Genomic DNA, 20,089 nt, shown 5'->3' on the forward strand with positions numbered 1-20,089 from the left:
CCTGTGCGGGCTGGTGCTGCTGTTACTGCTGCTGGTGGGCGCAGTATGGCTGCTGGACCGGCTCGATCCGCTGCCGCTGCGCCAGTTACAGCCGGCGCGGGTGGTGGTAGCGGAAGATGGCACGCCGCTGTGGCGTTTTGCCGATCGACAGGGCGTGTGGCGCTATCCGGTGACGCTGGACGAGGTGTCACCGGCCTATATCGAGGCGCTGCTGACCTACGAAGACCGCTGGTTCTGGCACCATCCCGGCATTAACCCGCTGGCGATAGTGCGCGCCGTTGGGCAAAACCTGCTACAGCACGGCATTGTCTCCGGCGGCAGCACGCTGACTATGCAGGTGGCGCGGCTGATTGATCCGCAGCCGCGTACCCTGCGAGGCAAAGTGGTGCAGGCGTGGCGCGCGCTGCAGCTGGAGTGGCATCTGTCGAAGCGCGAGATCCTCACGCTGTATCTCAACCGCGCCCCGTTTGGCGGCACGGTTGAGGGCGTCGGCGCCGCCAGCTGGATGTGGCTGGGCAAACCGGCGTCGCAGCTTACCCGCGGCGAGGCGGCGCTGCTGGCGGTGCTGCCGCAGGCACCCAGCCGTTTGCGCCCGGACCGCTGGCCGCAGCGCGCTGAAGCTGCCCGCAATAAAGTGCTGGATCGCCTGGCGCAGTATCAGGTGTGGCCGGCGCAGACCGTCGCCGAAATCAAACAGGAGCCGGTATGGCTGCCGCCGCGTCAGCTGCCGCAGCTGGCGCCGCTGCTGGCACGCCGGCTGCTGTCGCTGTCGCCCGACAGCAAAATTACCTCCACGCTGGATGTGTCGCTGCAGCGCGAACTGGAGAACCTCGCTGCGTCGCTGCAAACCCGGCTGCCGCCGCGCACCTCGCTGGCACTGCTGGTTGTCGATCACAGCAGCATGAAGGTGCGCGGCTACGTCGGCTCGGTGTCTTTCAATGACGACAGCCGCTTTGGCCACGTGGATATGATTGCCAGCGTGCGTTCGCCGGGATCGCTGCTCAAGCCGTTTGTCTACGGCATGGCGCTGGATGATGGCCTGATTCATGGCGAATCGCTGCTGCAGGATGTGCCACGCCGCTTTGGCGACTATCGTCCCGGCAATTTCGACAGCGGCTTTCACGGCCCGGTCAGCGCCAGCGAAGCGCTGCAGCGTTCGCTCAACCTGCCGGCGGTGCAGCTGCTGGAGGCGCTTGGACCGAAAAACGTCGCCGCGCGGCTGCGCAATGTCGGCCTGAATCTGCGTTTTCCGGCGGGCGGTGAACCGAATCTATCGCTGGTGCTGGGCGGCACCGGCGCGCGGCTGGACGACATTGTCGCCGCCTACAGCGCCTTTGCCCGTCACGGTAATGCTGCGCAGCTGCGCTGGCTGCCGCAGCAGCCGCTGCTGCAGCGCCCGTTACTGTCGCCCGGCGCGGCGTGGATTGTGCGCCGCATCCTCGCCGGTGAGGCGCAGCCTGCCGCCAGCGGGGCGGTTGCCGATATCGTGTCGCTGGCGTGGAAAACCGGCACCAGCTACGGCTATCGCGATGCCTGGAGCGTCGGTATCACGCTACGCTATCTGATTGGCGTCTGGGTGGGCAGGCCGGATGCCACACCGGTTGCCGGCCAGTTCGGTTACGCGTCGGCGGTGCCGGTGATGCAGCAGGTTAATCACCTGCTGGCGGGACACCTGCCGGCGCGCGGCGTGCCCGGCGATCCGCGCCCGGCAACGGTCAGCGCCGTCAGTATCTGCTGGCCCGGCGGCCAGCCGTTGCCCGCCGGCGACGAGAACTGCCGGCAGCGGCGTTACAGCTGGGTGCTGAATCAGACCGTGCCGCCAACGTTGCTGGCGCCGGGTCAGGAGGGCGTCAATGGCTTACGCCAGCGCTTCTGGCAAAACAGCAAAGGGCTGCGCGTGGCGGCGGATTGTCCGGATGCGCAAAGCCGGGAACGCGTGATGTGGCCGCTGCCGCTCGAGCCATGGCTGCCACCGGGCGAACGGCGGGCGCAGCGCCTGCCGCCAGTGGATGCGACCTGTCCGCCGCTGAATCAGGGGGACAGCGCGCCGCTGCTGGTGACCGGCGTGATCAATGGCCAGCGCGTGCAGCCGCTGCCCGGTAAGGCCGTATTGCTGCTGCCGGTGGCGGTGCAGGGCGGGCAGGGTACGCAGCGCTGGTGGTTTTTAAACGGGCAGCCAGTGGAGCTGGCGGCGGGAAAAAGCAGCGCCTCGCTGGTGCTGCGCGAGCCCGGTCGCTATCAGCTGGTGGTGATGGATGAGGCCGGGCAGCTGGCTTCGGTGTCTTTCACGCGCGGCTAAACGCAGCGCTATGGCATATTTTTTGCGTGTTTGCCCCGACAGAAATCAATTATTTTCAATAATTCCTCTCTTCAGTCATAGGCAAGGCGCGCCGATCTCCCTATAATCGGCGCGTTTTCTTACCGGGAGCGGGTTCCCGGTTTCTTCAGGATGCTAATCAGAGGTAATCATGGCAATCGAACGCACTTTCTCCATCATCAAACCAAACGCCGTCGCTAAGAACGTGATTGGTGCTATCTACAACCGTTTCGAAAGCGCTGGCTTCAAAATCGTTGGTGCGAAAATGCTGCACCTGACCAAAGAGCAGGCTGAAGGCTTCTACGCGGAGCACAAAGGCCGTCCGTTCTTTGATGGTCTGGTTGAGTTCATGACTTCTGGCCCGGTTGTGGTATCTGTTCTGGAAGGCGAAAACGCTATCCAGCGTCACCGCGATCTGATGGGTGCAACTAACCCGGACAACGCGCTGGCCGGTACGCTGCGTGCTGACTACGCAGACAGCTTCACCGAAAACGCCACCCACGGTTCTGACTCTGCAGAATCTGCGGCACGCGAAATCGCTTACTTCTTCGCAGAAAACGAAGTCTGCCCACGTACCCGCTAAGTGCGCGGTAGCGGATGCGGACAGGCGTCTTTACACCTTGTAACCGGTGGCTAAGACGTTCCCCTGGCATCACGCAGCAGATGTAGTACAATTATGCGCCCTTGTTGAGCCTGGCTCAGCGAGGGCGCTGTTTTTTTCCTATTCTTAACCAGAGCCGTAACGTGTAACAACGAGGCCAGAGAACATTATGTCCGAACAGATTGTGACGCCGTCGTCCGCTTCCCCCGTGGTTGTTTCCCCGAAAAACGAAAAAATTAACCTGCTGGATCTTAACCGTCAGCAGATGCGCGAATTCTTTGTTGAGATGGGCGAAAAACCGTTCCGTGCCGATCAGGTCATGAAGTGGATGTACCACTACTGCTGCGATGATTTCGAGCAGATGACAGACATCAATAAAGTGCTGCGTGGCAAGCTGATGCAGCGCGCTGAAATTCGTGCGCCGGAAGTGGCGGAAGAGATGCGCTCCAGCGATGGCACCATCAAGTGGGCGATTCGCGTCGGCGATCAGCTGGTGGAAACCGTGTATATCCCGGAAGCCGACCGCGCCACGCTGTGCGTCTCCTCGCAGGTAGGCTGTGCGCTGGAGTGTAAATTCTGTTCGACCGCGCAGCAGGGCTTTAACCGTAACCTGCGCGTGTCTGAAATCATCGGTCAGGTATGGCGCGCGGCAAAAATTATCGGTGCCGCTAAAGTGACCGGCCAGCGTCCGATCACCAACGTGGTCATGATGGGCATGGGCGAGCCGCTGCTGAACCTTACCAACGTGGTACCGGCGATGGAGATCATGCTGGATGACTTCGGTTTCGGCCTCTCCAAACGTCGCGTGACGCTGTCGACCTCGGGTGTAGTGCCGGCGCTGGACAAGCTCGGCGATATGATCGACGTGGCGCTGGCGATTTCGCTGCACGCACCGAATGACACCATCCGCGATGACATCGTGCCAATCAACAAAAAGTACAACATCGAAGCCTTCCTGGCGGCGGTGAAGCGCTACATTGGCAAATCCAACGCCAATCAGGGCCGCGTGACGATTGAGTACGTGATGCTGGATCACGTCAACGACAGCACCGAACACGCGCATGAGCTGGCGGCGCTGCTGAAAGAGACGCCGTGCAAGATCAACCTGATTCCGTGGAACCCCTTCCCGGGCGCGCCGTATGGCCGCAGCTCGAACAGCCGTATTGACCGCTTCTCCAAAGTGCTGATGGAGTACGGTTTCACCACCATCGTGCGTAAAACGCGCGGCGACGACATTGATGCCGCCTGTGGTCAGCTGGCGGGCGATGTTATCGACCGCACCAAGCGTACGCTGCGTAAAAAAATGGCCGGTGAAGCCATCTCTGTGAAGGCGCTCTGAAAGATCGCGCCCGCTGCTACGCATCGGGCGTCAGGCATGGCAGTCTCTGCGCTGAACTGACAGGGAGAGACTGAGATGCGTAAAGGATTACCCGCCGCGCTGCTGGCCGGCTTTGTTGTAACCGGGTGTGTCGAAGCACCGGCGCGGCACGGCGCGGCCGATATCCGGCTGCAGCTGGGATTGCACTATCTGGCGGTGAAGGATTATGCCGCGGCGCAGCGCAATTTGCTGCGCGCGCAGCAGGCCGCGCCGCGCGATTACCGGGTGCCGCTGGCGCTTGCGCGCGTCGCGCAGGCACAGCAGAATAACGCCCGGACGCGCCATTACTACCAGCGCGCGCAGCAGTTAGCGCCGCTGAATGGTTATGTGGCTAACAATTACGGTGCGTTTCTCTGCGGTTTGAGGCAGTATGACGAAGCGCATCAACAGTTTAAGCTGGCAACTGAAGCGCAGCACAGCGACGCCGCTCAGGATGCCCTGCTGTTTTCGGGCTATTGTTACCTGCAGGCGGGAGAGGATCGCGCCGCGCGCCAGCAGTTCGATCTCGCGCTGGATGCCGCACCGGAGCAGGGCAGTATGCTGCTGACGGAAGTGGAACGACGGCTTGAACAGCAGCAGTGGGCTTCAGTGCCGCTGCTTTTAGAAGTTTACCATCAGCATTTGCCAGCAACGGCAGAGAGTCTGGGGTTACAGATACGTTTCGCCGCGCAACAGGGAAACGCTGCTGACGTTACACGTTATGGCGACCGGTTGGCGCGAAGTTTTCCACAATCGATACAGTACCAGCGTTATTTAGCTAATGAATACTGAAGCCACTCAAGAGAATTCTGCAGTACATTCCACAGGTGAACGCCTGCGTCTGGCCCGTGAGCAGATGGGGCTGACCCAGCAAAACGTCGCTGAGCGCCTGTGCCTGAAACTTTCTACCGTGCGTGATATTGAAGAGGATAAATCCCCGGCGGATTTGGCCTCGACCTTCCTGCGCGGCTACATTCGCTCTTATGCGCGTCTGGTGCATGTACCTGAAGATGACCTGCTGCCGATGATGGCGAAGCAGGCTCCGGTGCGTGCGGCGAAAATTGAGCCGATGCAGAGCTTCTCACTGGGTAAGCGTCGTAAAAAGCGTGACGGCTGGTTGATGATCTTCACCTGGCTGGTGATTTTTGTGGTGGTCGGCCTGACCGGCGCCTGGTGGTGGCAGAACCATAAAGCCTCGCAGGCGGATCTGGTGTCGATGGCTGACCAGAACGGCAGCAGCAGCGACAACAGCCAGTCGATTCCGCTGGGTGATAACAGCACGGACAGCACTACCGACAGCGACACTAACGCAGCCGGTACGCCGATTGACACCGGTGCCGGTGCGGTCAGCACGCCAGACAACGCTGGCAGTACCAGCAGTGCGCCAGCAGCGACCAGCAGCAACACGGCAACCAGCAGCGACAACGCAGTGGTGTCCCCGAGCCAGGCGCCGATTGATAACGCACCGCCAGCGGCCACCTCACCGGCGCCGGCCAACAGCGTGCCGGCAGGCTCAATGCCAACCGGTACCGCTGCCGTCAGCCAGCCTGCGGGCGACCCTAACGCCGTGGTGATGAACTTCAAAGCTGACTGCTGGCTGGAAGTCACCGATGCGACCGGTAAGAAGCTGTTCAGCGGATTGCAACGTAGCGGCGGTAAACTCAGCCTGTCCGGCACCGCTCCGTATCGTCTGAAAATTGGCGCTCCGGGTGCGGTTGACGTGCAATATCAGAATCAGCCCGTTGATTTAAGTCGTTTTATCCGTAATAACCAGGTTGCCCGTCTGACGCTGGGTGCGCAATAACGCGCAGCGCGCTTTCCGGGTAATTGTGGAGAGAGAATATGCATAACGAAGCACCCATTATCCGTCGCAAATCTACACGTATTTACGTCGGCAAGGTGCCGGTTGGCGATGGCGCGCCTATCGCCGTTCAGTCAATGACCAACACCCGTACCACGGACGTCGAAGCCACGGTGAATCAGATCCGTCAGCTGGAGCGCGTCGGTGTGGATATCGTGCGTGTGTCCGTGCCCACCATGGATGCGGCGGAAGCCTTCAAACTGATTAAGCAGCAGGTCAACGTGCCGCTGGTAGCGGACATTCACTTTGACTACCGCATCGCCCTGAAAGTGGCCGAGTACGGCGTCGATTGCCTGCGCATTAACCCGGGCAACATCGGTAACAACGAGCGTATTCGCCAGGTAGTGGATTGCGCCCGTGACCACAATATTCCGATCCGTATTGGCGTTAACGCCGGTTCGCTGGAAAAAGATCTGCAGGAAAAATACGGTGAGCCAACGCCGCAGGCGCTGCTCGAATCCGCGATGCGTCATGTTGATCACCTCGATCGCCTCAACTTTGACCAGTTCAAAGTGAGCGTCAAAGCCTCCGATGTGTTCCTGGCGGTGGAATCTTACCGTCTGCTGGCAAAAGCCATCGATCAGCCGTTGCACCTTGGCATCACCGAAGCCGGTGGCGCGCGTGCGGGAGCGGTGAAATCAGCGATCGGCCTTGGTCTGCTGCTGGCGGAAGGGATTGGCGATACGCTGCGCATTTCGCTGGCCGCTGACCCGGTTGAAGAGGTTAAAGTCGGCTACGACATCCTGAAATCACTGCGCATCCGCTCACGCGGCATCAACTTCATCGCCTGCCCGACCTGTTCGCGCCAGGAGTTTGACGTCATTGGCACGGTGAACGCGCTGGAAGAGCGGCTGGAAGACATCATTACGCCGATGGACGTCTCGATCATTGGCTGCGTGGTGAACGGTCCCGGCGAAGCCACGGTCTCGACGCTCGGCGTCACCGGCGGCAACAAGAAAAGCGGTTTCTACGAAGATGGCGTGCGCCAGCGCGATCGTCTCGACAACAATGACATGATCGATCAGCTGGAAGCGCGCATCCGTGCAAAAGCCACCATGCTGGACGAGAGCCGCCGCATCAACGTGCAGCAGCTGGAAAAATAAAGGACGGTGTGCGCCCGGCGCACGCCAGTTGTGATTGAACCTGTGCGGTTTCATCCTCATAAGGTATGATGCCGGACAGGTTTTTTTGTATTAAGAGATTCTAACGTGGCGAAGAATATTCAAGCGATTCGCGGGATGAACGATTACCTGCCGGCAGATACCGCCATCTGGCAGCGTATTGAGGGCACCCTGAAGCAGGTGCTGGCCAGCTACGGCTACAGTGAAATCCGTCTGCCAATCGTCGAGCAAACCCCACTGTTCAGCCGCGCGATCGGTGAAGTCACCGACGTGGTTGAAAAAGAGATGTACACCTTTGAAGACCGCAACGGCGAAAGCCTGACGCTGCGTCCGGAAGGCACCGCAGGCTGCGTGCGCGCCGGTATCGAACATGGTCTGCTGTACAATCAGGAGCAGCGCCTGTGGTACATCGGTCCGATGTTCCGCTACGAGCGTCCACAGAAGGGGCGCTATCGCCAGTTCCATCAGATGGGTGTGGAAGTGTTTGGCCTGCAGGGGCCGGACGTGGACGCCGAGCTGATCATGCTGACCCATCGCTGGTGGAAAGCGCTGGGTATTGCTGACCACGTTGAGCTGGAACTGAACTCCATCGGTTCACTGGAAGCACGCGCCAACTACCGCAGCGCGCTGGTGGCCTTCCTCGAACAGCATAAAGAGGTGCTGGACGAAGATTGCAAACGCCGCATGTATACCAATCCGCTGCGCGTGCTGGACAGCAAAAATCCGGATATTCAGACGCTGCTTAACGACGCGCCGACGCTGGGTGAATTCCTCGACGAGGAGTCACGTGAACACTTCAGCGGCCTGTGCGCGCTGCTCGACGATGCCGGCATCAAATATCGCATCAATCAGCGCCTGGTGCGCGGCCTCGACTACTACAACCGCACCGTGTTCGAATGGGTGACCAGCAGCCTCGGCTCGCAGGGCACCGTGTGCGGTGGCGGTCGCTATGATGGTCTGGTGGAGCAACTGGGCGGCCGCGCGACGCCGGCGGTCGGTTTTGCCATGGGGCTCGAGCGTCTGGTGCTGCTGGTGCAGGCGGTGAATCCGGAATTTGAACCGACGCGCATTGTTGATGTCTATGTTATCGCTTCGGGGCAGGGCGTGCAGTCCGCCGCGATGCAACTGGCGGAAAAACTGCGTGATGCCGACCCGGCGCTGAAGCTGATGACCAACTTCGGCGGCGGTAACTTCAAGAAGCAGTTTGCCCGTGCAGACAAGTGGGGCGCACGCATTGCGCTGGTGCTGGGCGAAGACGAAGTGAAAGCGGGCCAGGTGGTGATTAAAGACCTGCGCACCGGCGATCAGCAGACGCTGGCGCAGAGCGACGCCGCCGCGACGCTGCACACGCTGCTGCAGTAAGCGCAGCACTGCAACAGGCATTTTAAGGAGAGGGATTGCGTGGAAGTTTACAGCAACGAAAACGAACAGGTTGATGCGCTGCGTCGCTTCTTTGCCAATAATGGCAAAGCACTGGCGGTCGGGGTTATCGTCGGTATCGCTGCACTGGGTGGCTGGCGTTTCTGGAGCAGCCATCAGGAAGGGACGGACAAAGCCGCGTCGGCGCAGTATCAGCAGCTGACCAGCGCCATGCAGGCAGACAAGCCGCAGACGCTGGAAGCGGTCGCCAGCTTCGCCAGCGAGAACAACAACACCTACGGTGCGCTGGCCGCGCTGGATCTGGCTAAACAGTACGTTGCCGCCAATCAGTTAGACAAAGCCATCACGCTGTTACAGAGCGGGCTGAAAGACACCAAAGATGCCAATCTGCAGGCGGTGATCAACCTGCGTCTGGCACGCATTCAACTGCAGCAAAATCAGGCCGATGCCGCCCTTACTACCCTGAACAATGTGAAGGGTGATGGCTGGACAGCCATTGTGGCGGACATTCGTGGCGAAGCACTGCTGAGCAAAGGCGATAAACAGGGCGCCCGTGATGCCTGGAGCAAAGGTGCGGAATCGCAGGCTTCTCCTGCGCTGAAGCAGATGCTGCAGATGAAGATGAATAACTTAAGTTAAGCCAGTCAAGAGAGCGCACATGGAATTACGTAAATACCTGCTGCCAGGGCTGATGTCAGTCACTCTGCTCAGCGGTTGCTCGCTGTTCAGCGGCGAAGAAGATGTAGTGAAAATGGCCCCGCTGCCGAAGGTTGAAAACCAGTTCACGCCGGAAACCGCGTGGAGCACCTCGGTCGGTGACGGCGTGGGTGATTTCTACTCCAATCTGCATCCCGCCTGGCAGGACGGCACCGTGTATGCCGCCGACCGCTTCGGTATCGTGAAAGCGCTCGACGCCAGCAACGGCAAAGAGAAGTGGAAAGTGAACCTCTCTGAGAAAACCGGCTTCTTCTCGAAAAACATTTCGGCACTGCTGTCTGGCGGTATCACGGCCACTGGCGATCGCCTCTACATCGGTAGCGAGCGGGGGCAGGTATTTGCCCTGAACAGCAGCGACGGCAGCATTGCCTGGCAGACCAAAGTGGCTGGCGAAGCACTATCGCGTCCGGTGGTCAGCGATGGTCTGGTGCTGATTCACACCAGCAACGGTATGCTGCAGGGGCTCGATCAGAGCAGCGGCGCGGTGAAATGGAGCGTGAATCTGGATATGCCAGCGCTGTCGCTGCGCGGTGAATCGGCGCCTGCGGTGGCGTTCGGCGGCGCGATTGTTGGCGGTGATAACGGCCGCGTCAGCGCGGTGATCATGAACCAGGGGCAGCTGATCTGGCAGCAGCGTATCTCCCAGCCAAGCGGCGCGACCGAGATCGATCGTCTTAACGATGTCGACACCACGCCGGTTATCGTCAATGGCGTGGTCTATGCGCTGGCCTACAACGGTAACCTGACGGCGCTGGATCTGCGTTCCGGTCAGATTCTGTGGAAGCGTGAAATCGGCGGCGTCAAAGATCTGATCGTCGATGCCGGTCGCATCTATCTGGTGGATCAGGATGACCGCGTGATTGCGCTCAACGCCGATGGCGGCGTGGCGATCTGGCGTCAGAGCGATCTGCTGCACCGTAACCTGACGTCTCCGGTGCTGTTCAACGGTTACCTGGTGGTCGCCGATAGCGAAGGCTACGTGCACTGGATTAACACCCTGGACGGCCGCTTTGTGGCGCAGCAGAAACTGGACAGCGATGGCTTCCAGACCGAGCCAGTCGTGGCCGGTGACAAACTGCTGATCCAGGCGAAAGGCGGTGAGGTCTACGCCATCACCCGTTAAGGCGATGGCCCGACGGGCAGCGTTTCGCACGCATTGATACGGCTCCTGATTCGTCAGGGGCCGTTCTGTTTTTAGTCAGGCATGATATTCTTGGCGCCTGCGGCCTGAACCTGACGGCAAATGCCGTTAGAATCACGCCATTCGGGCGATTTATTTTTAAAACTGAGGCAAGTGTTATGGTACCTGTGGTCGCGCTGGTTGGGCGTCCCAATGTGGGGAAATCCACGCTGTTTAACCGCTTAACGCGCACACGTGATGCGTTAGTGGCCGATTTCCCTGGACTGACTCGCGATCGCAAATATGGTCGCGCCGAAGTGGAAGGGCGCGAATTTATTGTTATCGATACCGGCGGTATTGATGGCACCGAGGAAGGCGTGGAAAACCGCATGGCGGAGCAGTCGCTGCTGGCGATTGAAGAGGCCGATGTGGTGCTGTTTTTAGTCGATGCGCGTGCTGGCGTCATGCCGGCGGATCAGCAGATCGCCAATCATCTGCGTTCGCGCGATAAAGCGACGTTCCTCGTTGCCAACAAAACTGACGGTCTCGATCCGGATGCTGCGGTGCTGGACTTTTACGCGCTCGGCCTGGGTGAGATTCACCCGATTGCCGCGTCGCACGGTCGTGGCGTCACCAGCCTGCTGGAAACCGCGCTGCTGCCGTGGATGGATGACATCGCGCCGCGGGAAGTCAGCGAAGAGGACGAAAACGAAGCTTACTGGGCCGCGTTAGCCGCCGAAGAGAACGGTGAAGCGCTGGAGGAAGAAGAGGAAGAAGCCTTCGATCCGACCGGTCTGCCGATCAAACTGGCAATTGTCGGGCGTCCCAACGTAGGTAAGTCAACGCTCACCAACCGTATCCTCGGTGAAGATCGTGTGGTGGTGTACGACATGCCGGGCACCACGCGCGACAGCATCTACATTCCAATGGAGCGTGATGACCGCGAGTACATTCTGATTGATACCGCGGGCGTGCGTAAGCGCGGCAAAATCACTGATACGGTGGAAAAATTCTCCGTCATCAAAACGCTGCAGGCGATTGAAGATGCCAACGTGGTGATGCTGGTGATTGACGCGCGCGCGGGCATTTCCGATCAGGACCTGTCGCTGCTCGGCTTTATCCTGAATAGTGGGCGCTCACTGGTGATTGTGGTCAACAAGTGGGATGGCCTGTCGCAGGAGATTAAAGACGAAGTGAAAGAGACGCTGGACTTCCGTCTCGGCTTTATCGACTTCGCGCGCGTGCACTTTATCTCGGCACTGCACGGCAGCGGCGTGGGCAACCTGTTTGAATCCGTGACCGAAGCGTACGACTGCTCGACCAAGCGCGTAAATACCTCCATGCTGACGCGTATCATGAACATGGCTGCTGACGACCATCAGCCGCCTCTGGTGCGTGGCCGCCGCGTGAAACTCAAATACGCGCATGCCGGTGGTTATAACCCGCCGATTGTGGTGATTCACGGTAATCAGGTAAAGGATCTGCCGGATTCCTACAAGCGTTATCTGATGAACTACTTCCGCCGCTCGCTGAACGTGATGGGAACGCCGATTCGCATCCAGTTTAAAGAGGGCGATAACCCGTATGCGGGCAAACGCAACCTGCTGACACCAACCCAGCAGCGTAAGCGTAAGCGTCTGATATCGCATCTGAAGAAAAACAAACGCTAAACATGATGAGGGCCCGGATGGGCCCTCTTTTTTTGGCGTAACATCCGGTTTATCACGATCCTCAGCCACGATTCCGGAGTCATCATGCTCACCCCATGCCCTCACTGTCAGCAACCGCTCACTTACAGCGAACAACGCTTCGACTGCCCGCACTGCCAGCGTCATTTCACCGCGCTGGCCTGCTGTCCCGACTGCCAGCAGCCGCTGCAGGTGCTGAAAGCGTGCGGTGCCATAGATTATTTCTGTACCCACGGTCACGGCCTGATCTCCAGCAGGCGCGTGCATTATCGCCCGGAAGACGTTAGGGAATGAGGGTTTGCGATAGCGCGAAGTGGCGCTGGCTGCTCGCTTCGCGCTGCGTTTGTAGCAAAAATGCTATTGCCCAGTAACTACCGCGTTATGGATGTTCACTTTTAATTGTACCGGATGGTACAATCCTGCCCGCCTTGTCGCGAATGCCAGCGGATGTTGATCCTGCGGCCTCGCTCACAAGCGCTGCATAACGGGCGTAGCTCCCGTACCAACAGATATAAAATAAAGCGTAACGGATAACTTCCTGTCCCTGCTCAGCCAGGAAGACATTGACCGGCTGCTCCCGCATTCCGGCCGCCACGCGTTTTTTTTCAGGAGAGTTTGTGTTATGGCAGAAAATTCCGCTCGTCCCGGTAAAGGGTTGAGTCTCTGGTCCGTGTTATTCGGGCTGGTCCTGCTGGCGATCGGCCTGTTCTTCGCGATCGGTGGCGGTAAACTGGTGGCCCTGGGCGGCAGCTGGTACTTCCTCATTGCCGGTATCGTCATGTTACTGTCGGCGATTCAGTTCTTTCGCCGTAAATCCTCAGCGGTTACGCTGTTTATTCTGGTCTTCGCCGGCACGCTGATTTGGGCGCTGTACGATGCTGGCTGGCAGTTCTGGCCGCTGGTGTCGCGCCTGATGGTGCCGGCCGGCCTGATGGTGCTGGCGTTTATTACCTGGCCGGCGCTGCGTAAGCGTGAAGGCAAGGCCTCGCTGGCGAAGCTTTCGTATGCGCTGTCAGCAGTGATTGCCGTTGGTATGGTGGTCACCTTTGTCCAGATGTTCCAGCCGCATCCGACCGTGGCCTTCACCGGCAAGCAGCTGCCGCTGATCCCGGTAGATAAAAGCAAACCGCAGCAGGACTGGAGCAGCTACGGCCGTACGCCGCAGGGCGACCGTTTTGCCGCTATCGACCAGATTACCCGCGACAACGTGAAAGACTTGCAGGTTGCCTGGACGTTCCATACCGGCGACACGCCGATCAGCCCGACCGGTAACGGTGCAGAAGATCAGGAAACGCCACTGCAGGTGGGTAACACCCTGTATCTGTGTACGCCGCACAACAACGTGATTGCGGTGGAAGCCGACAGCGGTAAGCAGATCTGGAAGCGCGAAATCAATGCGCAGGCGCAGGTGTGGAACCGCTGCCGTGGTCTGGCGTACTTTGATGCCACCAAACCGGTACAGCAGCCAACGCAGCCGGGCTCCACGCCGGTGCCAGCGGTAACGCTGGCAGCGGGCGATAGCTGCCAGCGTCGCATCCTGATGAACACCATCGATGCGCGTCTGATTGCCATCAACGCCGATAACGGCGAGCTGTGTGAAAACTTCGGTAACCACGGTGTGGTCGATCTGAAGCAAGGTCTCGGCAGCGCGCCGGATCCGCAGTATCAGCTGACCTCGCCGCCGCAGGTGGCGGGCACCACGGTCGTGGTGGGCGGTCGCGTTGCGGATAACGTACAGACAGACATGCCTGGCGGCGTTCTCCGTGGCTTCGACGTCATCACCGGCCAGATGCGCTGGGCGTTTGACCCGGGCAATGAAGATCCAAACGCCGTGCTGATGCCGGGTCAGGATTACACCCGCAGCACGCCAAACTCATGGGCACCAATCTCTTACGATCCGGCGATGAACACCGTGTTCCTGCCGATGGGCAGCTCGTCGGTGGACCTGTGGGGTGCCAACCGTACCGCGCTGGATCACAAGTATGGCGCGTCGGTGCTGGCGCTGGATGCCACCACCGGTAAAGAGAAGTGGGTGTATCAGACGGTCCACAATGACCTGTGGGACTTCGACCTGCCAATGCAGCCGAGCCTGGTGGACTTCCCGATGAAGGACGGCACCACCAAACCTGCGGTGGTGATCGGCGGGAAAACCGGCATGATCTGGGTGCTGGATCGCCTGACCGGCAAGCCTTTGACCAAAGTTGAAGAGCTGCCGATGCCGCAGGGCCATATCCCGAACGAGCAGTACACCAAAACTCAGCCGCACTCGGTAGAAATGCCAAACATTGGCAATCAGAAACTGACCGAGTCAGACATGTGGGGCGCCACGCCGTTTGACCAGCTGGCTTGCCGTATTGCCTTTAAAGGCATGCGTTATGACGGCTTGTTCACCGTGCCGGACACCGATGTTTCGCTCAGCTTCCCGGGCTCGCTCGGTGGCATGAACTGGGGCAGCATCTCGTTCGATCCGAACAACCAGTACATGTTCGTTAACGATATGCGTCTCGGCCTATGGGTGCAGATGATTCCGCAGGACACCACCAAATCGGCTGCCAGCAACGGCGGTGAAGCCATCAACACCGGCATGGGTGCGGTACCGCTGAAAGGCACGCCGTACGCAGTAAACAAAAACCGCTTTATGTCACCGCTGGGCATTCCCTGCCAGGCACCGCCGTTCGGTACGCTGTCGGCCATCGACATGAAGACCCGTCAGATTGTGTGGCAGGTGCCGGTGGGTACGGTGCAGGATACCGGTCCGTTTGGTATCAAAATGCATGCGCAGATGCCGGTTGGTATGCCGACGCTGGGCGGTACGCTGGCAACGCAGGGCGGTCTGGTATTTATTGCCGGCACCCAGGATTACTACCTGCGCGCCTTCGACAGCTCAACCGGTAAAGAAGTGTGGAAAGCACGTCTGCCGGTGGGCAGCCAGGGCGGACCAATCAGCTATGTTTCGCCGAAAACCGGCAAACAGTACATCCTGATCTCTGCAGGCGGTGCGCGTCAGTCGCCGGATCGCGGTGATTACGTGATTGCTTACGCGCTGCCCGACAGCAAGTAAGCCGCAGTAAAAGAAAGGCCGACATCATGATGTCGGCCTTTTTTATTAACCTTCCGTGGCGTACTCCTTCCTGTAAGGATCCTTACTTACTTCTGCTTGGAGGGGCGACGGCTTTTTTGACCTCCTTTTCTTCCAGCTTCCCTGGCTCTCTCAGGATCGTTCCTGAAATTGCCCCCACTGACTTTGCCGCCCGCGCTACCGGCTTCCCTGGCGCGCTCCGGGTCCTCTGCAAAGTTCCCGGCACCGCCTCGTTGCTTGGTTTGTGTCATAGCAGAGACCTCATCTAAGGGTATTTTCTTTGATGTGGACTAGCTAGCCACGTTATCCAGTATAGTCAGTTAGTTACGGCGATGCTGTGGGAACTGTCTAAGTTATTCTTCGCCATCGCGCCACAGCGCCTGCAGTTCAGGAGGCGCAACGTTTTCCGGAATCAGGATCACAATCGTTCCGGCTTCGCGGTGAGTTGCGTAGCTAATCTGGATGCGGAAATAGCGCTGGTCGCCGCGCCCGATGCTGGCGGCCTGTTCCTCCGGTTCGCCGAGCGGCAGCGCCTGCTCCAGCACGTTGCACACGCGCTGCTTTTGCGGTTCCGGCAGCTGCGCCAGCGCAAATCGCCGCTCGCTGCGCAGGCCGGGGATAAATGCAATGCCGCCTTCACGCGCCAGATCAATGATGGCGTCATCGGTCAGCTGAATATTCACCTTACACCTACCTCGTGCCACGCGGACTGGATCGCCTGTGCCACCGTATTATCAAAACGTTTTGCGGCATGCTGTACGGTAAAGCGCGCAAAGGTGCTGAAGTCGGCATCCTGCGGCAATTCCTTATCGCACAGCGTGTCGTACCATGCCTGACCGGCCCGTTCCCAGGCAAAGCCGCCCAGCGCGGTCGCCGCCAGATAGAAGGCGCGATTGGGAATGCCGGAGTTAAGATGCACGCCGCCGTTGTCTTCGCGCGTGTCGATATAGTGATCCATATCGGCAGGCTGCGGATCTTTGCCGAGCAGCGGATCGTCATAGGCGGTACCGGGCGCAGACATCGAGCGCAGGCCGCTGCCCTTAATACCCGCCGCCAGCAGCCCTTCGCCGATGATCCAGTCGGCCTGATCGGCGCTTTGCCTGAGGTGATACTGCTTCACCAGCGAGCCAAACACATCGGACATCGATTCGTTGAGCGCACCCGCCTGCTGGAAGTAAATCAGCCCGGCTTCGGTTTCGGTCACGCCGTGCGTCAGCTCGTGCGCGACCACATCAATGGCAATGGTAAAGCGATTGAAGATCTCACCGTCGCCGTCGCCAAATACCATCTGCTGGCCATTCCAGAAGGCGTTCTGGTACTCCTTGCCGTAATGCACGGTGCCATCCAGTTTCAGGCCTTTGTTGTCCAGCGAGTTGCGCTGGTAGATCTGCCAGTAGAAATCATAAGTGATGCCGAGATAGTTCCACGCTTCGTCGGCGGCGACGTCACCGTTACCGGGCTGGCCTTCCTCACGGATCAGGGTGCCGGGCAGATTTTGCGTATTACCCGCGTCGTAGATAGCACGCAAAACACTGCCGGGCTGCGCAGTGCTGGCTGTGCTGGCGGTGTGAGGATGTTCCGCCATCAGCTGTTGCACGTGGGTGAGGGTGCGCCGCGCGTAATCCTGCTGTGCGCCGGAACAGTTATCGATGATGTTTCGCAGAATGTACGGAGGAATAACGCTGTAAGGCATGTCGGACTCCCTGACGGATGGGTATGTCAGAAAGTATAGACCCGCTTATCAATCGCGCGCCGCTGCGTCTGCAGCACGCGCGATTTAAGGGGGGTTATCAACCATTTATGCGGCTGAAAAGATTATCACGCCTTACGGCTGCGCGTCTTCTGTGGTTGTAACGCCGTCACCTGACTCTCCACCCAGCCATCATCCAGCCGGGTACGCAGCAGATCGCCGGTATGCAGCTGACGGGTCTTTTTCACCACCTGGCCCTGAGCATCGGTGGTGACGCTAAAGCCGCGCGCCAGCGTCGCCAGCGGACTTACGCCTTCCAGCTGTGCTGCCAGCGTACCAAAACGCTGCCGGCTGTGATTGAGCTGTTTTTCCATGCCCTGCTGCAGCCGGTAGTGCCACTGCTGTAACTGTTGCTGAGCGCGCAGAATACGTCCCTGCGGCTGCTGGGATTGCAGGCGCTGCAGCAGGCGATCCTGCTGGCGATGCGCCAGGCGCAGCCGCTGGTCGGCCGCTTCCTGCAGACGACGCTGCAGCTGAATCAGCGTGGTTTGCTGCCGTGCCAGGCGCAGCTGCGGATGCTGCTGTTGCAGACGATGCTGCAGCCGGGTGAAGCGGCGCTGCTGCTGCGCCACGTAATAATCCATCGCCATCTCCATGCGCTGCTGCTGATACTGCAAACGGCGCAGCAGCTCGATCTGGTTGCGGCTCACCAGTTCGGCAGCGGCAGAAGGCGTCGGCGCGCGCAGATCGGCAACAAAGTCGGCGATGGTGACATCGGTTTCATGCCCAACGGCGCTGACGATCGGCAGGCGGCTGGCAAAGATGGCCCGCGCCACGCGCTCGTCGTTGAAGCTCCACAGATCTTCCAGTGAACCGCCGCCGCGCCCGACGATCAGCACGTCGCACTCGTCACGCTGGTTGGCCAGCTCGATGGCGCGCACGATGGCGGCGGGCGCATCAACGCCTTGCACTGCGGTCGGATAGATCACCACCGGCAGCGAGGGATCGCGGCGATGCAGCACGCGCAGCACATCGTGCAATGCCGCGCCGGTGGCGGAGGTGATCACACCCACCTGGCGCGCCGGCTCCGGCAGCGGCTGTTTAAACTGCTGCTCGAACAGCCCCTCCGCCGCCAGCCGGGCTTTCAGCTGCTCAAACTGTTGCTGCAGCAGCCCTTCACCGGCCGGATGCATGCTTTCGATAATCAGCTGATAGTCGCCGCGCGGCTCATACAGCGTGATGCTGGCACGCACCAGCACCTGCTGACCGTGCTGCGGGCGAAAGCTGACGCGTCGATTGCTGTTGCGGAACATGGCACAGCGCACCTGCGCGCCATCGTCCTTCAGAGTGAAGTACCAGTGACCGGAAGCGGGCTGAGTGAAATTGGAAATTTCAGCGCTGAGCCACACCAGGCCCATCTCATTTTCCAGCAGTTGGCGCACCGTGGTGTTCAGGCGGCTGACAGTAAAAATATTGGCGGTTGGCGGTAGCGACATGTGATGAGGATCAAATTTCAAATCAGAGGGTTAATTAACCGATACTACATGCCTGCCCCGGAGGATCAAGACTTTTTCCGAAAAAACACTGGAGGCAACCGATTTCGGCCTGTATAATGCCGCGGCAATATTTTATCTGTTTTAAACGCCCCAGGTGGAGATATTGCAATGTTAAGAATCGCGAAAGAAGCCCTCACATTTGACGACGTCCTGCTCGTTCCCGCTCACTCCACTGTTTTACCCAACACGGCCGATCTCAGCACCCAGCTGACCAAAAACATCCGTCTCAACATTCCTATGCTGTCTGCAGCGATGGACACCGTGACCGAAGCCGGTCTGGCGATTGCGCTGGCGCAGGAAGGCGGTCTGGGCTTTATCCACAAAAACATGTCGATTGAGCGCCAGGCGGATGAAGTTCGCAAGGTGAAAAAACACGAAAGCGGCGTCGTAACGGAGCCACAGACCGTGCTGCCAACCACCACGCTGGCCGAGGTGAAAGAGCTGACCGAACGTAACGGCTTCGCCGGTTATCCGGTGGTTAACGCCGACAACGAGCTGGTGGGCATCATTACCGGTCGTGACGTGCGCTTCGTGACCGATATGACGCTGCCGGTGACCGCGGTCATGACGCCGAAAGAGCGCCTGGTGACGGTGAAAGAGGGTGAAGCGCGTGAAGTCGTGCTGCAGAAAATGCACGAAAAACGCGTCGAGAAAGCGCTGGTTGTTGACGACAGCTTCCACCTGCTGGGCATGATTACCGTTAAAGATTTCCAGAAAGCTGAGCGTAAACCTAACGCCTGTAAAGATGCGCAGGGTCGTCTGCGCGTCGGTGCCGCAGTGGGTGCCGGTGCCGGCAACGAAGAGCGCGTTGATGCGCTGGTCGCTGCGGGCGTTGACGTACTGCTGATCGACTCCTCGCACGGCCACTCCGAAGGCGTGCTGCAGCGTATCCGTGAAACCCGCGCAAAATATCCGGACCTCGAAATCATCGGCGGCAACGTGGCGACCGGTGCAGGCGCACTGGCGCTGGCTAACGCGGGCGTGAGCGCGGTGAAAGTGGGCATTGGCCCGGGCTCCATCTGTACTACCCGTATCGTTACCGGCGTTGGCGTACCGCAGATCACGGCAGTATCCGACGCGGTTGAAGCGCTGGAAGGTACCGGTATTCCGGTCATCGCTGACGGCGGTATCCGTTTCTCTGGTGACATCGCCAAAGCCATCGCCGCGGGTGCGTCGGCGGTAATGGTTGGCTCCATGCTGGCCGGTACCGAAGAATCGCCGGGCGAAATCGAGCTCTACCAGGGCCGTGCGTTCAAATCCTACCGCGGGATGGGTTCACTGGGCGCGATGTCCAAAGGCTCGTCTGACCGCTACTTCCAGAGCGATAACGCCGCCGACAAACTGGTGCCGGAAGGTATCGAAGGGCGCGTTGCCTATAAAGGCCGCCTGAAAGAGATCGTGCACCAGCAGATGGGCGGCCTGCGCTCCTGCATGGGCCTGACCGGTTGCCCGACCATCGACGATCTGCGCACCAAAGCCGAGTTCGTGCGCATCAGCGGCGCCGGCATCAACGAAAGCCACGTGCACGATGTGACCATTACCAAAGAGTCACCGAACTACCGCATGGGTTCATAATCCCGTAAGATTTCCCGCCCGGCTCCA

Annotated in this window: 17 protein-coding genes; 13 read left to right on the plus strand and 4 right to left on the minus strand. The window is 59.6% G+C overall.

The annotated features are described in order from the left end of the window. Position 1 precedes the first annotated feature (1 nt). The 12 genes from pbpC to F3J36_RS09475 all read left to right on the plus strand — a co-directional run bounded on the left by pbpC (position 2) and on the right by F3J36_RS09475 (position 15,223). On the plus strand, positions 2-2,299 hold the full coding sequence (gene pbpC, locus F3J36_RS09420) for a peptidoglycan glycosyltransferase PbpC (RefSeq protein ID WP_247653172.1): 2,298 nt from the start codon (positions 2-4) through the stop codon (positions 2,297-2,299). Between the two features lie 169 nt (positions 2,300-2,468). Beyond that, entirely contained in the window at positions 2,469-2,900 is a 432-nt protein-coding gene (gene ndk / locus F3J36_RS09425; protein ID WP_021506555.1) for a nucleoside-diphosphate kinase, read from the plus strand. Positions 2,901-3,087: 187 nt separating this feature from the next. Next, complete coding sequence (locus F3J36_RS09430) at positions 3,088-4,257, plus strand: bifunctional tRNA (adenosine(37)-C2)-methyltransferase TrmG/ribosomal RNA large subunit methyltransferase RlmN (RefSeq protein ID WP_021506556.1); 1,170 nt, start codon at positions 3,088-3,090, stop codon at positions 4,255-4,257. 75 nt (positions 4,258-4,332) lie between these two features. Continuing rightward, entirely contained in the window at positions 4,333-5,067 is a 735-nt protein-coding gene (pilW, locus tag F3J36_RS09435; protein ID WP_058770850.1) for a type IV pilus biogenesis/stability protein PilW, read from the plus strand. After that, positions 5,057-6,079 carry a cytoskeleton protein RodZ gene (gene rodZ / locus F3J36_RS09440; RefSeq protein WP_150058768.1) on the plus strand — a complete coding sequence of 341 codons (1,023 nt, stop codon included), beginning with the start codon at positions 5,057-5,059 and terminating at the stop codon, positions 6,077-6,079. The genes pilW and rodZ overlap by 11 nt, the downstream gene beginning before the upstream one ends. Positions 6,080-6,117: 38 nt before the next feature. Then, on the plus strand, positions 6,118-7,239 hold the full coding sequence (gene ispG / locus F3J36_RS09445) for a flavodoxin-dependent (E)-4-hydroxy-3-methylbut-2-enyl-diphosphate synthase (protein ID WP_021506559.1): 1,122 nt from the start codon (positions 6,118-6,120) through the stop codon (positions 7,237-7,239). 105 nt (positions 7,240-7,344) lie between these two features. Then, positions 7,345-8,619 carry a histidine--tRNA ligase gene (gene hisS / locus F3J36_RS09450; protein WP_058770848.1) on the plus strand — a complete coding sequence of 425 codons (1,275 nt, stop codon included), beginning with the start codon at positions 7,345-7,347 and terminating at the stop codon, positions 8,617-8,619. A 39-nt stretch (positions 8,620-8,658) separates the two neighbouring features. Further along, the gene (locus tag F3J36_RS09455; RefSeq protein ID WP_150360863.1) at positions 8,659-9,276 is read left to right on the plus strand and encodes a YfgM family protein; all 618 of its coding nucleotides are present in this window, start codon (positions 8,659-8,661) and stop codon (positions 9,274-9,276) included. 19 nt (positions 9,277-9,295) lie between these two features. Next, on the plus strand, positions 9,296-10,477 hold the full coding sequence (gene bamB / locus F3J36_RS09460) for an outer membrane protein assembly factor BamB (RefSeq protein WP_166719571.1): 1,182 nt from the start codon (positions 9,296-9,298) through the stop codon (positions 10,475-10,477). Positions 10,478-10,653: 176 nt separating this feature from the next. Continuing rightward, a complete protein-coding gene (der, locus tag F3J36_RS09465; RefSeq protein ID WP_021506563.1) occupies positions 10,654-12,144 on the plus strand; it encodes a ribosome biogenesis GTPase Der in 1,491 nt (496 codons plus the stop codon). A gap of 84 nt (positions 12,145-12,228) precedes the next feature. Then, a complete protein-coding gene (locus F3J36_RS09470) occupies positions 12,229-12,456 on the plus strand; it encodes a zinc ribbon domain-containing protein (RefSeq protein ID WP_132464726.1) in 228 nt (75 codons plus the stop codon). Positions 12,457-12,784: 328 nt separating this feature from the next. Further along, the gene (locus F3J36_RS09475) at positions 12,785-15,223 is read left to right on the plus strand and encodes a glucose/quinate/shikimate family membrane-bound PQQ-dependent dehydrogenase (RefSeq protein ID WP_021506565.1); all 2,439 of its coding nucleotides are present in this window, start codon (positions 12,785-12,787) and stop codon (positions 15,221-15,223) included. Between the two features lie 86 nt (positions 15,224-15,309). On the opposite strand, the gene F3J36_RS09480 is transcribed toward F3J36_RS09475, so the two are convergent. The 4 genes from F3J36_RS09480 to xseA form a co-directional block, all read right to left on the minus strand. Beyond that, positions 15,310-15,492 (minus strand): general stress protein, encoded by a 183-nt coding sequence (locus F3J36_RS09480; RefSeq protein ID WP_071813581.1) that lies wholly within the window; start codon positions 15,490-15,492, stop codon positions 15,310-15,312. Positions 15,493-15,594: 102 nt separating this feature from the next. Then, positions 15,595-15,924 (minus strand): protealysin inhibitor emfourin, encoded by a 330-nt coding sequence (locus F3J36_RS09485; protein ID WP_166719572.1) that lies wholly within the window; start codon positions 15,922-15,924, stop codon positions 15,595-15,597. Next, positions 15,921-16,934, minus strand: coding sequence for a M4 family metallopeptidase (locus F3J36_RS09490; RefSeq protein ID WP_166719573.1), 1,014 nt, complete (start codon positions 16,932-16,934; stop codon positions 15,921-15,923). The genes F3J36_RS09485 and F3J36_RS09490 overlap by 4 nt, the downstream gene beginning before the upstream one ends. A 125-nt stretch (positions 16,935-17,059) precedes the next feature. Beyond that, the gene (xseA, locus tag F3J36_RS09495; protein ID WP_166719574.1) at positions 17,060-18,427 is read right to left on the minus strand and encodes an exodeoxyribonuclease VII large subunit; all 1,368 of its coding nucleotides are present in this window, start codon (positions 18,425-18,427) and stop codon (positions 17,060-17,062) included. A 168-nt stretch (positions 18,428-18,595) separates the two neighbouring features. On the opposite strand from xseA, the gene guaB reads away from it, so the two are divergent. Then, complete coding sequence (gene guaB / locus F3J36_RS09500; RefSeq protein WP_021506568.1) at positions 18,596-20,062, plus strand: IMP dehydrogenase; 1,467 nt, start codon at positions 18,596-18,598, stop codon at positions 20,060-20,062. Positions 20,063-20,089: the final 27 nt, after the last annotated feature.

The organism is Pantoea sp. Cy-640 (assembly GCF_011752635.1).
GTDB classification, from domain to species: Bacteria; Pseudomonadota; Gammaproteobacteria; order Enterobacterales; family Enterobacteriaceae; genus Pantoea; species Pantoea dispersa.

Coding starts and splice junctions, on each gene's coding strand:
- ndk (WP_021506555.1), top strand. CDS start 2,469: ATGGCAATCGAACGCACTTTCTCCATCATCAAACCAAACGCCGTCGCT.
- F3J36_RS09430 (WP_021506556.1), top strand. CDS start 3,088: ATGTCCGAACAGATTGTGACGCCGTCGTCCGCTTCCCCCGTGGTTGTT.
- pilW (WP_058770850.1), top strand. CDS start 4,333: ATGCGTAAAGGATTACCCGCCGCGCTGCTGGCCGGCTTTGTTGTAACC.
- rodZ (WP_150058768.1), top strand. CDS start 5,057: ATGAATACTGAAGCCACTCAAGAGAATTCTGCAGTACATTCCACAGGT.
- ispG (WP_021506559.1), top strand. CDS start 6,118: ATGCATAACGAAGCACCCATTATCCGTCGCAAATCTACACGTATTTAC.
- bamB (WP_166719571.1), top strand. CDS start 9,296: ATGGAATTACGTAAATACCTGCTGCCAGGGCTGATGTCAGTCACTCTG.
- der (WP_021506563.1), top strand. CDS start 10,654: ATGGTACCTGTGGTCGCGCTGGTTGGGCGTCCCAATGTGGGGAAATCC.
- F3J36_RS09470 (WP_132464726.1), top strand. CDS start 12,229: ATGCTCACCCCATGCCCTCACTGTCAGCAACCGCTCACTTACAGCGAA.
- F3J36_RS09475 (WP_021506565.1), top strand. CDS start 12,785: ATGGCAGAAAATTCCGCTCGTCCCGGTAAAGGGTTGAGTCTCTGGTCC.
- F3J36_RS09480 (WP_071813581.1), bottom strand. CDS start 15,492: ATGACACAAACCAAGCAACGAGGCGGTGCCGGGAACTTTGCAGAGGAC.
- F3J36_RS09490 (WP_166719573.1), bottom strand. CDS start 16,934: ATGCCTTACAGCGTTATTCCTCCGTACATTCTGCGAAACATCATCGAT.
- xseA (WP_166719574.1), bottom strand. CDS start 18,427: ATGTCGCTACCGCCAACCGCCAATATTTTTACTGTCAGCCGCCTGAAC.
- guaB (WP_021506568.1), top strand. CDS start 18,596: ATGTTAAGAATCGCGAAAGAAGCCCTCACATTTGACGACGTCCTGCTC.